This is a genomic window from Streptomyces sp. NBC_00335 (genome assembly GCF_036127095.1).
GTDB lineage: Bacteria > Actinomycetota > Actinomycetes > Streptomycetales > Streptomycetaceae > Streptomyces.
In genome coordinates, this window is record NZ_CP108006.1 from 5838695 (window position 1) to 5853684 (window position 14990).

A 14990-nucleotide genomic window follows, 5' to 3' on the forward strand; every position below is an offset into this window, starting at 1 on the left:
GGACGACCCCCGCCCGGCGTCAACCGCAGAGTGGACCTCACCGGTAAACCTCTGCGGCAGAAGGGTGCCGCCGCCGACTACACCCCTGGTATGACGACCACTGCCAACGCCCCGCGTAGGGTTCGCCGATGCGCACCAGGGCCTGGCCGGCGGCTGACCGGTTCCGCTCCCTCGATCCCCGGCTGGTGGACGCCCTGCTGGCCGTGGGCCTGACCGGCGTCGCGGCGGTCACCGGAGAGCAGTACCACCCGGCGGGCTGGCCCCGGTTCGACGCCACCGCCCACCTGTACACCGCGCTGGTCGGACTGCCGCTCGCCGCCCGCAGGACCGCCCCCGTGTCCGTCCTCGTCGCGTGCTGCCTGGCCTACGCCGGGTACCTGGCCGCCGGGTACGCGCCTTCCCTCAACTTCTGGGGCCCCCTGGTCGCGCTGTACGGGGTCGCGTCCCGCCGCCCGCCCCGTGCCGTCGCCGTGTGCGCCGCGGCTCTGGTCGTGGCCGTGATCTTCCTCAGCGGGCTGAGCGAACCCGCGATGGAGCTGTGGGTGGCGGTCCTGCAGGCCCTGTGCGTCCCGGGGGTGGTGTGGGCGTTCGGCAACGGCGCCCGCCTGCTCGAGGAGCGCAACCGTCAGCTGGCCGCCGTCACCGCCGAGTTGTACCGCGAGCAGGAGTGGCGGGCCCGCCGCGCGGTCGCCGAGGAGCAGCGGCGCATCGCCCGCGAGCTCCACGACATCGTCGCCCACCACATGTCCGTCATCAGCGTGCAGGCGGGGATGGCCGGTTACGTGTTCCCGGCCGCGCCGGAGAAGGCCCGGGCGGCGCTCGGCACGATCGCCGAGACCAGCCGCGAGGGGCTGCGCGAACTGAGCCGCATCCTGACGCTGCTGCGCTCGGGCGGGGACGAGGAACCGGACGGCCGGCGCGACCCCACCGCGGACGGCGACCGGGGCGACGAGCGGACCCCGTACGCGCCGATACCGGGCCTGGCGGGCCTGGCGGAGGCGGCGCAGCGGGTGCGGGACACGGGCATTGCGGTGGAACTGCGGACGGACGGCACCCCGCGGCCGTTGCCGCCGGGTGTGGAGCTGTGCGCGTACCGGGTCGCCCAGGAGGCCCTCACCAACGTCATCAAGCACGCCCCGGCGGCGTGCGTCGACGTCCTCGTCGCGTACCTCCCGCACACCCTGGTGGTCACGGTCACCGACGACGGCGGTGGCGGCGGAGCGGCCGCCGATGCGCGCCGATCAGATCAGGCCAACGTTGCCCCGGGGCCGGGGCACGGGTTGATCGGCATGCGTGAACGCGCGAGGCTCTACGGCGGAACAGTGGTCGTCGGCCCGCGGACCGAGGGGGGATTCAGCGTGCGCCTCACCCTGCCGGTCACCGCCGCGCCGGACACCACCGCGCGTCCCCCCGGCCCGGAGAACCGGCCGGCGTCGTGATCAGGGTCCTCGTCGTCGACGACCAGATCCTGATTCGGGCCGGACTGGCGGCGCTGCTCCAGGCGGCGCCCGGCATCGAGGTGGTCGGCGAGGCCGAGGACGGCGAGGACGCCGTGGTCCGCGCGGCCGCCACCCGCCCGGACGTGATCCTGATGGACATCCGGATGCCCGGCCTCGACGGCCCGGCCGCCACCGAGCGGATCCTCGCGGCGTCGGTGGACCCGCTGCCCCGGGTCCTCGTCCTGACCACCTTCGATCTCGACGAGTACGTGTACGCGGCCCTGCGCGCCGGAGCCTCCGGGTTTCTGCTGAAGGACACCGGCCCGGAGCGGCTGATCGAGGCGGTCGTGGCGGTGGCCCGCGGCGACATGCTCTTCGCCCCGAGCGTGACGCGGCGCCTCATCGAGTCCTACGTGAACCGCGCGGACCCGGTGCCGGACACCCCGGCCGCCCTCGACGCCCTCACCGCCCGCGAGCGCGAGGTGCTGCGGCTGACGGCGCGCGGGCTGTCCAACACGGAGATCGCCGAGCTGCTCTTCATCAGCGAGGCGACCGTCAAGACCCACCTCAACCGGACGATGAGCAAGCTGGCCCTGGACAGCCGGGCCCAGGCCGTCGTCGTGGCGTATGAGACGGGCCTGGTCGTTCCGGGGGCCTAGAGGCCTTCCGCGCCGCGGTTGCGCAGGCGCCGGCCGTACTGCTGGAGCACCCACAGCTCCTCCTGGACCGCTGCCAGTTGCTCCGGCGCGTCCTGGTGGCCGAGGCGGGACAAGGTGCCCTGGATCTCGTGGACCCGGCGGTCGACCGCGCGGAGGCGGACCTGCACCAGCTGGACCCCGGCGTAGACCTCGTCCACGGTCTTCGCGTGGATGGCCTCGACGACGAGCTCGGTGACCAGCGCGCGGACGGTGTCGTTCGGCGCGGCGTCCCGGACCCGGGTCACGTAGTCCTCGGTGCCGAGCGAAGCGCCGCCGGCGTCCAGGATGGCCTGGCGGACGGCCGCGTAGGGCGGGGCGGTGAACTCGTCCATCCCGTACGCGTCGAAGGCGGGCGAGACCAGGGCGGGGCGCTGGAGCGCCAGCTTGAGCAGCTCGCGCTCGGTGATGTGCGCGGGGCTGCGCAGGTTCAGCGCCGGACCCGTGGGGCCGCCGGACGGCGCCGGGATGTCCTCGTACGAGTGGCTGGAGTGGCTGGAGTGACCGGAGCCGCCGGACTGGCCCCGGCGCTGCTGCTGGGGCTGGTTGCCGCGCTCCCGGGCCCAGCGGTCGAGCTGGGCGATCCGCTTGACCACGAACTGCTCGTCGCGCATGCCGAGCATGCCCGCGAGCTGGACCGCCGACTCGTGCTGGATCGCGACGTTCTTGATCTTCTTGATGATCGGGGCGGCTTCCTCCAGCGCGGCGGCCCGCCCCGCCGGGTTCTCCAGGTTGTGCCGGGCCACGATGTGCTTCAGCGCGAACTCGAACAGCGGGGTGCGGGCCTCGACCAGCCCCGCCACGGCCGCGTCGCCCTTGGCCAGGCGCAGGTCGCAGGGGTCCATGCCGCCCGGGGCGATGGTGATGGAGGTCTCCGCGGCGAACTTCTGGTCGTCCTCGAAGGCCCGCAGCGCGGCCTTCTGCCCGGCCGCGTCCCCGTCGAAGGTGAAGATCACCTCGGCGGTCGCGTTGTCCATGAGGAGCCGGCGCAGGATCTTGATGTGGTCGCCGCCGAAGGCCGTGCCGCAGGTGGCGATCGCGGTGGTGACCCCGGCCATGTGGCAGGCCATGACGTCGGTGTAGCCCTCGACCACGACGGCCCGGGAGGTCTTGGCGATCTCCTTCTTGGCCAGGTCGATGCCGTACAGCACCTGGGACTTCTTGTAGATGGCCGTCTCGGGGGTGTTCAGGTACTTGGGCCCGTTGTCGTCGTCGCGCAGCTTGCGCGCGCCGAAGCCGACGACCTCGCCGCTGATGTCGCGGATGGGCCACATCAGCCGGCCGCGGAAGCGGTCGATGGGCTTGCCGCTGCGGCTGTCCTGGGACAGGCCCGAGGTGATCAGTTCCTTGTCGGTGAAGCCCTTGCCGCGCAGGAAACGGGTCAGGTGGTCCCAGCCGGCCGGGCTGTAGCCGACGCTGAAGTGCTGGGCCGCGGCCTGGTCGAAGCCGCGCTCGGCCAGGAACTTGCGGCCGATCTCGGCTTCGGCGCTGCCCAGCTGGTCCATGTAGAACTCGGCCGCGGCCTTGTGCGCCTCGACCAGCCGGATGCGCTCGCCGCGTCCGCTGCTGCCGGCGGTGTAGCCGCCCTCTTCGTACCGCAGGGTGATGCCGGCCAGGCCGGCGAGGCGTTCCACCGCCTCCGAGAAGGAGAGGTGGTCGATCTTCATGACGAAGTCGAGGGTGTCCCCGCCCGCCTGGCAGCCGAAGCAGTGGTAGAAGCCCTTGCTGGGGCTGACCTGGAAGGACGGGGACTTCTCGTCGTGGAAGGGGCAGAGGCCCTTGAGGTTGCCGCCGCCCGCGTTGCGCAGCTGGAGGTACTCGGAGACCACGGCGTCGATCGGGACCGCGTCCCGTACCGCCTTCACGTCGTCGTCGTTGATCCGTCCTGCCACCGCGCCAGTCTACGGCCGGGCGGAGGCAATCCCGTCAGGCCCCTTCCGCCGGAACCAGGGCCGAAAGCGGAATCGACGGATCCGCCAGCCTCTCCCGGTCCACGGGCGCCTTCGACCTGATCAGGGCCTGGATGTCCTCCGTGACGTCCCACACGTTCACGTTCATCCCGGCCAGGACCCTGCCGTCCGAGAGCCAGAAGGCGATGAACTCCCGCTTGCCCGCGTCCCCGCGGATCAGCACCTGGTCGTAGCCGCCCGCCGGGGCGTACCCCGAGTACTCCAGGCCCACGTCGTACTGGTCGGAGAAGAAGTACGGAACCCGGTCGTACGAGACCTCCTGCCCCAGCATCGCCCGCGCGGCGGCCGGACCGCCGTTGAGCGCGTTCGCCCAATGCTCCACCCGCAGCCGGGTCCCCAGCACCGGGTGGTGCGCGGCCGCCACGTCCCCGACCGCGAAGACGTCCGGGTCGGAGGTGCGCAGCGAGGCGTCCACGGCGATCCCGCCCCCGTGCTCCCGGTCCACCAGGGCCAGGCCCGAGGTCTCCGCCAGCGCGGTCCGCGGGGCGGCCCCGATCGCCGCGAGGACCGCGTGCGCCGGGTGCTCCTCCCCGTCGTCCGTACGGGCCGCCAGCACCATGCCGTCGTGCCCGACGATCTCCGTCAGATGGGAGCCGAAGTGGAAGCGGACCCCGTGCTCGGTGTGCAGGTCGGCGAAGAGCCGGCCGACCTCCGGACCGAGCACCGCGTGCAGCGGGGTCGGGGCCGGCTCGATCACGGTGACCTCGGCCCCGTACCCGCGGGCCGCCGCGGCGACCTCCAGCCCGATCCAGCCGGCGCCCGCGATCAGCAGGTGCCCGTTGTCCCGGCCCAGGCCCGCCAGGGCCTTGCGGAGCCGCTCCGCGTGCGAGAGCCGGCGCAGGTGGTGCACCCCGACCAGCTCGGTGCCGGGGATGTCGAGCCGGCGCGGTTCGGCGCCGGTGGCGAGCAGCAGCTTGTCGTAGGGCAGCGCCGTGCCGTCGCCGAGGACGATCTTCTTGGCGTCCCGGTCGAGGTGGACCGCGGGCTGGCCGAGGTGCAGCTCGATGTCGGAGGCCGCGTACCAGGACGGCTCGTGCACGAAGACGCTCTCGCGCTCCTCCTTGCCCGCCAGGTACCCCTTGGAGAGCGGCGGCCGCTCGTAGGGATGCTCACGCTCGTCTCCGATCAGGATCACCCGCCCCGTGAACCCCTCGGACCTCAGCGTTTCGGCCGCTTTGGCTCCGGCGAGCCCTGCGCCGACGATGACGAACGTCCGGTGTGCGTCGACCACCTGATGCCTCCTCATAACCTCTGCGCCACATGCGGGCACATGCGAGCGTCCCGCACCGAGCCTGCCGCGTGAAGGGGGAGTGGCCCGATCGGCTCACCCTTCGGCGCGTCGCGCGCGCTGGGTGAGGCGGGCGTGCAGGGAGCGTGCGGCTGCGTCCGTGAGGGCCGCGATCTGGTCCACGACCGCCCGCTTCCTGGCCCGGTCGTCCGGGGCCTCGTCGAAGATCGCGCGGAACTGGGGGTCCAGACCCTCGGGTGCGCGGGCGCTGACGGCCTCCGCGAGCTCGGCCAGGACGATGCGCTGATCGGCGCGGATCCGCTCCTGCTCGTCGCGCTGTATGACGTACAGGTCGGCCACCGCCTTCAGTACGGCGCACTCGTTGCGGGCCTCGCGGGGCACCACCAGCTCCGCCGCGTACCGGGTCAGCCGGCCGGTCCCGTACGCCTGCCGGGTGGCGCCCTCGGCGGCCAGGCAGAAGCGGCCGATCAGCTGGCTGGTCGCGTCCTTCAGCCGGGCCTGGGCCACGGCCGAGCCGTCGTACCCGTGCGGCCACCACTCCTGCTCCATCAAGCGGTCCAGGGCCTCGCGGAGCTCTTCCGGCTCGGTGTCGGAGGGCACGTACCGGCCGATGGCCACGCGCCAGATCTCGGTGCGCTCGGGCTCGGCGAACAGCAGGTTCGGGTCGAGGTGGCCGGCGTGCAGGCCGTCCTCGAAGTCGTGGACGGAGTACGCCACGTCGTCCGACCAGTCCATGACCTGCGCCTCGAAGCACTTGCGGTCCGCGGGCGCGCCGCGGCGCAGCCACTCGAAGACGGGCAGGTCGTCCTCGTAGGCGCCGAACTTCACCGAGCCCGGGTCGGTGGGGTGGTCCCCGCGCGCCCAGGGGTACTTGGTGGCGGCGTCCAGGCAGGCCCGGGTGAGGTTGAGCCCGACGCTGACCAGGGTGCCGGTCTGCGGATCGGGGACGAACCGCTTGGGCTCCAGCCGGGTCAGCAGGCGCAGCGACTGAGCGTTGCCCTCGAAGCCGCCGCAGTCCTTGGCGAACTCGTTGAGCGCCTCCTCGCCGTTGTGGCCGAAGGGCGGGTGCCCCATGTCGTGCGACAGGCAGGCGGCTTCGACCAGATCGGGATCGCAGCCGAGCGCGGCGCCGAGCTCGCGGCCGACCTGGGCGCATTCGAGGGAGTGCGTCAGCCGCGTACGGGGACTCGCGTCCCAGTCGTACGAACGCGTCCCCGGGGTCACCACCTGCGTCTTCCCGGCGAGCCGGCGCAGGGCGGCGGAGTGCAGCACGCGGGCGCGGTCGCGCTGGAAGGCGGTCCGCCCGGGCCGTTTGTCGGGCTCGGTGGCCCAGCGCTCGGTATCGGCGGGATCGTACGGCTCGCCGGGCAGGTCGAGGGCGGGTCGGACAGGTGCGGTGGTGCCTTCCATGCCTTCCATGGTCCAAACGGTAACCGCACGGGCCGACAAGACGAGTCAAGAGGAGCAATCCGAGCGATTGCGAACCAACCCGACCGTTACGCGGTGGCCAGTTCGAGCGGCTGCTCCCGCTCTACGGGCGCTGCGAGCGCGGCGGCGGCTTCGTCGTAGCGCTGGAGCACCAGCCGGGCCAGCGCCGGATGGGCCCCCAGCGGGGCGGCGGCCGGACCCGGTGCGGCGGCGGCGCTCTCCGCGGCGAAACGGCCCGGGGCGGTGAAGTAGGAGGCGACCGCGACCCGGTGGAGCCCCCGCGCGGCCAGCGCCCGCACGGCGGCGGCCACTCCGGGCGCGGTGCCCGAGGCATAGGCGGCCACCACGGGCACCCCGCCGAGGCGTTCCGAGAGCAGGTCGGCGGTGGCCCGCACATCGGCGGCGGAGTCGGGGTCGCGGGACCCGGCGGCGGCCAGCACCACCGCCGACCCGGCGCTCCAGCCGGCCTCCACGAGCCGCTCGTACAGTGCCTCGACGAGCAGCGGATGCGGCCCGAGCGGGGCGGCGACGCGGGTCCGCAGATGCCCGGCGCGGGCGGCGGCGGCCGGCAGGTCCCGCTTGACGTGGGTGCCGCGGCCGAGCAGCAGCGGCACCAGGACGGCGGCCCCGGCGGTCCGGTCGAGGGTGTGGTCCAGCAGCGGGTGGTTCAGCTCGATGTGACCGAGCCGGACGTCGAGGCGGGGACGGAGCTCGCGGACCCGTTCGAGCAGGGCTTCGACGGTGTGGAGGGCACGCGGATCGCGGCTGCCGTGGGCCACGGCGACGAGGGCGGGCTGCTGCATGGCGGGACTCCTGCGTGGTGTCGGGGGCGCAGACCTCTGAGCTGCGTACCGAGCTGGGCGGTGATCCGGGTCAGCAGCTCCGCCGTGGTCGCGGGCGGCAGTGGTGGGAGGGGCCGTGGTGGGAGGGGCTGGGGCGGGGACTCGGGAGGATGCGCCGGCTCCGTCATGAACCGATCCTGCGCGCGGCAGGTTGCCGATGCGTTGCGCGGGCGTGACGGGTGTTTGCCACCTGCTCACAGGGGGGTGGACGGCGGGGTGGGGTCGGGGCGCGCTTGCCGGTGCGCGGGCTCCCGGGGCCTTCGGCGTGCGCGCGCGTGAGGTGACGGTCTGGCTGCTGGTCGCCCTGGCGTCCGCGGCGCTCCTCACCGCCGCTTCCGGCAGCACCACCGGGAGGCGGAGCCCGAACTGCGGTTGGCGTGGGTCTCCTTCCCGCTGCCGGCGCTGGGCCGGGGAGCGGCGCAGGCCGTGGTGCGGTCCCTGTCGTGAGGCCCGGGGCAGGGGGCACCGGGCAACCGCCGGGACCGTACACGCGTCCGTAGACGACAGGACCGGCGGCAGTAGGACCGGCAACAGCTGGACCACCGGCACCACCAGCAAGGGGATCGCATTGAGGCGCGCAGCACTACGAGGTCTGCCGGGGGCGGCATGGGAGCGGCTGAGGGCCGTACGGATCACCGTGCCCCGGACCGTGCGCGCCCGGCGGAGGGCCGTCCAGGTGGTGATGGCGCTCTGCGTGCTGGCCCTGCTGCCCTCGGCGTGGACGCACGCGTCCGCCGGGCCCCGGCTGCGGACCACCGCCGACGCGCCCGCCGCCGAGGTGGCCGTGGTCTTCGGCGCCGGGCTGTGGAACGGCCGGCCCACCCCGTACCTCGCGCGCCGGCTCGACGCCGCGGTCGAGCTCTACCGCGCGGGGAAGGTCAAGGTCGTCCTGGTCACGGGCGACAACAGCCGCACCGACTACGACGAGCCCGACGCGATGCGCGCGTACCTGACGGGCCACGGGGTGCCCGACGCCCGTGTCGTCAGCGACTACGCCGGATTCGACTCGTGGGACTCCTGCGTCCGGGCCCGGGAGGTCTTCGGCGTGCACCGGGCGGTGCTGATCAGCCAGGGCTTCCACATCCGCCGGGCCGTCGCGCTGTGCCGGGCCGCGGGCGTGGACGTGTACGGGGTCGGGGTGTCCGACGTGCACGACGCGACCTGGTACTACGGCGGGGCCCGCGAGGTCTTCGCCGCCGGCAAGGCGGCCATGGACGCGGTCTTCGAGCCGGAGCCGCGGTTCCTGGGGCCGAAGGAAGAGGGGGTGTCGCGGGCCCTGGCCTCTCTGGCAGACTGACGCCGCGATCGGCATATGCCGATTAGTCATATACCGATCTGTCTCGTGCGTCAGGGGTGTGGAACCGTGGCTGTTGTGGATCTGAGCGGCAAGGTCGTCGTCATCACCGGTGGGGCCCGCGGCCTCGGCGCGGCGGCCGCGCAGACCGTCGTGGAGGGCGGCGGCAAGGTGCTGATCACCGACGTCCTGGAGGCCGAGGGAGCCGAGACGGCGGCCAAGCTCGGCGACGCGGCGCGCTTCCTGCGCCACGACGTGACCAGCGAATCCGACTGGGACGCGGCCCTCGCCTTCGCCCTCGCCGAGTTCGGCCGCATCGACGGACTGGTCAACAACGCCGGCATCGCCACCGGCCAGTTCCTGGAGCACGAGAGCGTCGAGCACTTCCGCAAGGTCGTCGAGATCAACCTCGTCGGCGTCTTCATCGGCATCAAGGCCGCGATCCCGCTGATGCGGGAGAACGGCGGCGGCTCCATCGTCAACATCTCCTCCGCCGCCGGCCTCACCGGCCTCGCCCTGACCGCCGGCTACGGGGCCTCCAAGTGGGGCGTGCGCGGACTGTCGAAGATCGGCGCGGTCGAGCTCGCCGAGTCGAAGATCCGCGTCAACTCCGTGCACCCCGGCATGACGCTCACCCCGATGACGGCCCCGGTCGGCATCCAGGCGGGCGAGGGCAACTACCCCGGCGCCCCCCTCGGCCGCGTCGGCCTCCCCGAGGAGATCGCCGCCGCCGTCGCCTTCCTCCTCTCGGACGCCGCGGGCTACATGACCGGCGCCGAGCTCGCGGTCGACGGCGGCTGGACGGCCGGCCTCACGGTGAAGTACCTGACGGGCCAGTGACCCCGGGCCCGGCGCCGGGCACGGGCCAGTGACCCCGGGCCCGGCGCCGGCATCGTGTGCGCCGGGACCCCCGGCCCCGGCGACCGGATCGTGTACGCCGGGATCCCCGGCCCCCTCCGGAGCGCCGGGCCTCCTCACCGGAGCCGCCGGGCCGCGCTGAGGTGGAGCACGCCGACTTGTAACGCGGGGCGGCCGTCGGCGTAACACCGCCGACGCACGCTGGGCTCCATGCACAAGCCGGACGCCGTCACCGCCGCCACCGCCACGCACTGTCCGTACTGCGCGCTGCAGTGCGGCATGAACCTCCGCCCCGAGCCCGGCGGCGCGGGCGTGCTGGTGGAGGAGCGTGCCGACTTCCCCGTGAACCGGGGCGCGCTGTGCGGCAAGGGCCGTACCGCCCCCGCCGTGCTCTCCTCCCGGGTGCGCCTCACCGAGCCGCTCATCCGCACCCACGCAGGGCGGCTGGAGCCGGCCACCTGGGAGGAGGCCCTGGACGCCGTCGCCGAGGGCCTCGCCCGCACGCGGCGGTCGTACGGGGCCGACGCGGTCGGGGTGTTCGGCGGCGGCGGGCTGACCAACGAGAAGGCGTACGCCCTCGGAAAGTTCGCCCGCATCGCGCTGGGGACCTCGCAGATCGACTACAACGGCCGGTTCTGCATGTCCTCCGCCGCCGCCGCGCACCAGCGGGCCTTCGGGCTCGACCGGGGGCTGCCCTTCCCGCTGGAGGACATCCCCCGGACCGGCTGCGTCATCCTCGTCGGCTCCAACCCCGCCGACACCATGCCGCCCGCGCTCCGCTTCTTCCGGGAACTCCGCGAGAACGGCGGCACGCTGATCGTGGTGGACCCGCGCCGCACGCGCACCGCCGAACAAGCCGACCTGCACCTGGCCCCGCGCCCCGGCACGGACCTCGCGCTGGCGCTCGGCCTGCTGCACCTCGTCGTCGCGGGCGGCCACACCGACGAGGCGTTCATCGCCGAGCGCACCAGCGGCTGGGAGGAGGCCCGGGCCGGCGCGATGGCGCACTGGCCGGAGCTGGTGGAGCGCATCACCGGAGTGCCGGTGCCCAAGCTCCGCGAGGCGGTGGCGATGTTCTGTGCCCCCGAATCCGCGATGGTGCTCACCGCACGCGGCCCCGAGCAGCAGTCCAAGGGCGTCGACACCGTCGGAGCCTGGATCAACCTCTGCCTCGCCACCGGCCGGGCCGGCCGCCCGCTCTCCGGCTACGGCTGCCTCACCGGCCAGGGCAACGGCCAGGGCGGTCGCGAACACGGCCAGAAGGCCGACCAGCTCCCCGGCTACCGCAAACTGACCGACCCGGCGGCCCGGGCCCACGTCGCCGGGATCTGGGGGATCGACCCCGACACGCTCCCCGGCCCGGGCCGCAGCGCCTACGAACTCCTCGACGCACTGGGCGGGGACGTCAAGGCCCTCCTCCTCATGGGCTCCAACCCGGTGGTCTCGGCCCCGCGCGCCGGCCACATCGAGGACCGCATCCGCTCCCTGGACTTCCTGGCCGTCGCCGACGTGGTCCTGTCCGAGACGGCGGCCCTGGCCGACGTGGTCCTCCCGGTCACCCAGTGGGCGGAGGAGACCGGCACCACCACCAACCTGGAGGGCCGCGTCCTGCTGCGCCGCCGGGCCCTGACCCCGCCGCCGGGGGTCCGCTCCGACCTGGAGGTCCTGCACGGCCTGGCCACCCGCCTCGGCATGCCGAAGGCCTTCCCGACCGACGCCGAGGAGGTCTTCGAGGAGCTGCGCCGCGCCTCGGCGGGCGGCCCGGCGGACTACTCGGGCATCACGTACGCCCGCATCGAAGCGGAACAGGGCGTCTTCTGGCCCTGTCCGGCGGAGCCCGGCCCCGCCGCCGAGCCCCACCCCGGCACCCCGCGCCTCTTCCTGGACCGCTTCGCCACCGAGGACGGCCGGGCCCGCTTCGTGCCCGTCACCCACCGCGACGCCGCCGAGGTCCCGGACGCGGAGTACCCGCTCCTCCTCACCACCGGCCGGGTCGTCGCCCAGTACCAGTCGGGCGCGCAGACCCGCCGGGTGGACGAGCTCAACGAAGCCGCCCCCGGCCCCTTCGTGGAACTCCACCCGCGCCTCGCGGCCCGCATCGGCGCGGTCGACGGAGCCCCCCTCGCGGTCACCTCCCGGCGCGGCCGCGCGGTGGCCCCGGCCCGGATCACGGACACCATCCGCGCGGACACCGTCTTCATGCCCTTCCACTGGCCGGGCGAGGGCCGCGCGAACACCCTGACGAACCCGGCGCTGGACCCGGTGTCCCGGATGCCGGAGTTCAAGGTCTGCGCGGTCCGGGTGGAACCGGCCTAACGCTCCGCGAAGGTGGGCGCCAGCGCCGCAAGCAGGCGCTCCGCGTAGGACTCGGCGGAGCCGGGGATCGTCGGGTACTCCGTGTGGAACGCGGCCCAGTCCGTCCGCGCGAGTTCCTCGAAGTGCGCGGGGGCAGGGACCGGTTGCCCGCCCCCGCCGACCTCGAATTCGCCGGAGAGCCGGAACACCTCCGCCAGCAGCGGGTACGGCAGCGCGCAGCCCTCCGCCAGCAGAACCGCGTCGTATAGGTCCTTGCCCTGCGGGTACAGGTCCCCGGCCAGCCACAACAGCTTCCAGGCGAGGGACAGTTCCCGGGTGGCCCCCAGCAGCGGGACCCCCGCCACCACCACGGGCTCGGGCAGGGCGGGCAGGGGCTCGTTGAAGACGAAGTCCAGCTGGACCTGGCCGCCCCGCATCCCCGGTGCCGACCAGGGCAGGACCAGCCTGCGCCCCGGAACGCGCTCGTACGTCCAGATGTACTCGGAGACCGCCTCCGAAGCCGGCATCACCAGGCCGCTGTACGGGGCCAGCCGCTCGGCCCCGGCCGCGATCGCGTCCAGCAGGCGCCCGGTGCGGTCCTCCTCGATCATCCAGTCCGCGGGAACCACGACGAAGTCCAGGTCGTGCGGCTCCCGCGCGATCTTCCCGAACCACTGCGCCATCAGCATGCTGCCGCGCAGCACCACCGAATCGGCGTCGCCGGAGGCCCCGACCGCACGCAACGCCACGTCCATCGCCGTCCGCCGGGCCGACCGCCAGGCCTCTCGCGCCGCCGGCTCCGGGATCACCGGATCCAGCGGCCGGTACGCCTCGGAGAAGTGCTTGAGGGCGGGATCGAAGGCCACCGCGGTCGGATCGCCCCGGTCGCCCGTCCGCAGGGTCCGGGGCCGCTCGTCCCTCCGTCGCCGCTGCTCCGCCGCCGCCTCCGCGGGATCGTCCGGACCGCCCGGAATCGACGGTTTCCACTCCTGGCCGCTCATCGCGGGTCCCCCTCCTCGATCCACCCGTCGTCCACCGACAGGTCGCTGTCGTACAGCACGAACTCCCGCTCCTCCGAGCGGATTTCATACCCGGCCCCGGCCAGCGCCGCGACCAGCGCATCGCACGCCGCCCCCGCTTCCGCCGCCGTACCCCACCACCGCTGGGTCACGAAACGTTCCTGCCGCGCCCCCGGCAGGACCCGGCGGGCGTTCCAGGAGACGTGGGCCGCGTGCCGGACCGCCAGGGACTCCAGGGCCGGGCGGTCCCAGTCGACCGGGAGCCGCAGTTTGAGATGGTGTTCGAAGTAGCCGCCGCCCGGCCCCGGGGGCTCCGTGGTCCACGGGACCGTCTCCACCTTGACCCGGACCGGGTCGAAGCCGGCCGCGCGCAGCCGGGGCACCAGGACCTCGTGCCCGCCCCGGTCGGGCAGCGTCAGCATCGGCTGCGAGGTCATCCGGCCCCGGGCCAGCACGATGTGCGTGACTTTCAACTCCCGCTCCACGGCCCACGATTCGAGCCGCGCCAACTCCACCGGGTCCGGGCAGCGCACGGTGACATGGGTTTCGTACACAGACATGACCACGATCCTCTCGGACATGCGTCCGATCCGCATCGGGGTTCCGGTCCGGGGGTAACGATGGGTCACGCACCGGACCCAGAAAGTGGTCGCACGCCCCTCGTGGCAGCGATGTGTCGTACCCCACACTGAGGTGCGGTGCACCCGTCCTCGGAGCCCTGTGGAGGTCGCCCCCGTGCAGACCCAGAGCCTGACCGTCACCGTCAGCCCGCCCGCCGAAGTGCCCGCGGCCGAAGAGCCCGAGCCCGGGGCGGAGGCAGACGCCGTGCACGAGGAGGAGGCGGAGGAGCCCGAGGAGCCAGAAGTCCTGGAGCTGATGGAGAAGGTGCCCACGCCGCGCAAGCGCCCGGCGGAAGGCTCCGGCGGAGCGGGACCGTCCGCCGACCTCTTCCGGCAGTACCTGCGCGAGATAGGCAGGATCCCGCTGCTCACCGCCGTCGAGGAGGTCGAGCTCGCGCGCCGCGTGGAAGCGGGCCTGTTCGCGGAGGAGAAGCTCGGCAGCGGAGCCCCGCTCGACCTGCAGCTCACCCTCGACCTCGACAAGCTCGTGGTCATGGGCCGCATGGCCAAGCGCCGCCTCATCGAGTCGAACCTGCGGCTCGTCGTCTCCGTGGCCAAGCGCTACGTCGGCCGCGGACTGACCATGCTCGACCTGGTCCAGGAGGGGAACCTCGGACTGATCCGCGCCGTCGAGAAGTTCGACTACGCCCGCGGCTACAAGTTCTCCACCTACGCCACCTGGTGGATCCGCCAGGCCATGTCCCGGGCACTGGCCGACCAGGCCCGCACCATCCGGGTCCCCGTCCACGTCGTGGAGCTGATCAACCGCGTCGTGCGCGTCCAGCGCCGCATGCTCCAGGAGCGGGGGTACGAACCCACCGCCGAAGAGGTCGCCGTCCACCTGGAGCTGACCCCCGAGCGGGTCCTGGAAGTGCTGCGCCTCGCGCAGGAACCGGTCTCCCTGCACGCCCCCGTGGGCGAGGAGGACGATGTCGCGCTCGGCGACCTCATCGAGGACGGGGACGCCGCCTCCCCGGTCGAATCGGCCGCGTTCTTCCTGCTCCGCGAGCACCTCGAAGCGGTGCTCTCCACCCTCGGGGAGCGGGAGCGCAAGGTCGTCCAGCTCCGCTACGGGCTCGCCGACGGGCGGCCGCGCACCCTGGAGGAGATCGGGCGGATCTTCGGGGTGACCCGGGAGCGGATCCGCCAGATCGAGTCCAAGACCCTCAACAAGCTCCGCGACCACGCCTTCGCGGACCAGCTGCGCGGCTATCTGGACTGAGCCCGTACGCGGGCAGGTACGGAAAAGGGGCGCCCCGTAGGGCGCCCCTCCCGGTACCG

At 73.5% G+C, this 14990-nt stretch carries 11 protein-coding genes and 1 pseudogene; 6 read left to right on the top strand and 6 right to left on the bottom strand.

The window, feature by feature from the left end; genetic code table 11:
- Positions 1-128 precede the first annotated feature (128 nt).
- Together OHA37_RS26295 and OHA37_RS26300 are read left to right on the top strand one after the other, a co-directional pair.
- Positions 129-1439 carry a sensor histidine kinase gene (locus OHA37_RS26295; RefSeq protein WP_266909031.1) on the top strand — a complete coding sequence of 437 codons (1311 nt, stop codon included), beginning with the start codon at positions 129-131 and terminating at the stop codon, positions 1437-1439.
- Entirely contained in the window at positions 1436-2098 is a 663-nt protein-coding gene (locus OHA37_RS26300) for a response regulator (RefSeq protein WP_266909032.1), read from the top strand. Before OHA37_RS26295 ends, OHA37_RS26300 begins: the two co-directional genes overlap by 4 nt.
- On the opposite strand, the gene dnaG is transcribed toward OHA37_RS26300, so the two are convergent.
- The 4 genes and pseudogenes from dnaG to OHA37_RS26320 all read right to left on the bottom strand — a co-directional run bounded on the left by dnaG (position 2095) and on the right by OHA37_RS26320 (position 7751).
- Positions 2095-4026: a DNA primase gene (gene dnaG / locus OHA37_RS26305; protein WP_266909033.1), complete on the bottom strand. Its 1932-nt coding sequence runs from the start codon at positions 4024-4026 to the stop codon at positions 2095-2097. The two genes, OHA37_RS26300 and dnaG, sit on opposite strands and share 4 nt — an antisense overlap.
- Positions 4027-4060: 34 nt before the next feature.
- Complete coding sequence (locus OHA37_RS26310) at positions 4061-5335, bottom strand: NAD(P)/FAD-dependent oxidoreductase (protein ID WP_266909034.1); 1275 nt, start codon at positions 5333-5335, stop codon at positions 4061-4063.
- Between the two features lie 93 nt (positions 5336-5428).
- Positions 5429-6772 (bottom strand): deoxyguanosinetriphosphate triphosphohydrolase, encoded by a 1344-nt coding sequence (locus OHA37_RS26315; RefSeq protein WP_266909035.1) that lies wholly within the window; start codon positions 6770-6772, stop codon positions 5429-5431.
- Between the two features lie 77 nt (positions 6773-6849).
- Positions 6850-7751, bottom strand: a pseudogene (locus tag OHA37_RS26320) (sirohydrochlorin chelatase).
- A gap of 434 nt (positions 7752-8185) precedes the next feature.
- Between OHA37_RS26320 and OHA37_RS26325 the strand changes: the two are divergent.
- The 3 genes from OHA37_RS26325 to OHA37_RS26335 all read left to right on the top strand — a co-directional run bounded on the left by OHA37_RS26325 (position 8186) and on the right by OHA37_RS26335 (position 12091).
- Positions 8186-8920 (top strand): SanA/YdcF family protein, encoded by a 735-nt coding sequence (locus OHA37_RS26325; RefSeq protein WP_443046328.1) that lies wholly within the window; start codon positions 8186-8188, stop codon positions 8918-8920.
- 15 nt (positions 8921-8935) lie between these two features.
- Positions 8936-9757, top strand: a complete 822-nt coding sequence (locus OHA37_RS26330; protein ID WP_266909037.1) for a glucose 1-dehydrogenase — start codon at positions 8936-8938, stop codon at positions 9755-9757.
- A gap of 228 nt (positions 9758-9985) precedes the next feature.
- Positions 9986-12091, top strand: a complete 2106-nt coding sequence (locus tag OHA37_RS26335; protein ID WP_266909038.1) for a molybdopterin oxidoreductase family protein — start codon at positions 9986-9988, stop codon at positions 12089-12091.
- Here OHA37_RS26335 and OHA37_RS26340 read toward each other — a convergent pair.
- The gene (locus OHA37_RS26340; protein WP_266909039.1) at positions 12088-13071 is read right to left on the bottom strand and encodes a nucleotidyl transferase AbiEii/AbiGii toxin family protein; all 984 of its coding nucleotides are present in this window, start codon (positions 13069-13071) and stop codon (positions 12088-12090) included. The two genes, OHA37_RS26335 and OHA37_RS26340, sit on opposite strands and share 4 nt — an antisense overlap.
- A complete protein-coding gene (locus OHA37_RS26345; RefSeq protein ID WP_266909040.1) occupies positions 13068-13649 on the bottom strand; it encodes a hypothetical protein in 582 nt (193 codons plus the stop codon). The genes OHA37_RS26340 and OHA37_RS26345 overlap by 4 nt, the downstream gene beginning before the upstream one ends.
- 133 nt (positions 13650-13782) lie before the next feature.
- Between OHA37_RS26345 and OHA37_RS26350 the strand changes: the two genes are divergently transcribed.
- Positions 13783-14931: an RNA polymerase sigma factor gene (locus tag OHA37_RS26350; RefSeq protein WP_443046219.1), complete on the top strand. Its 1149-nt coding sequence runs from the start codon at positions 13783-13785 to the stop codon at positions 14929-14931.
- Positions 14932-14990: the final 59 nt, after the last annotated feature.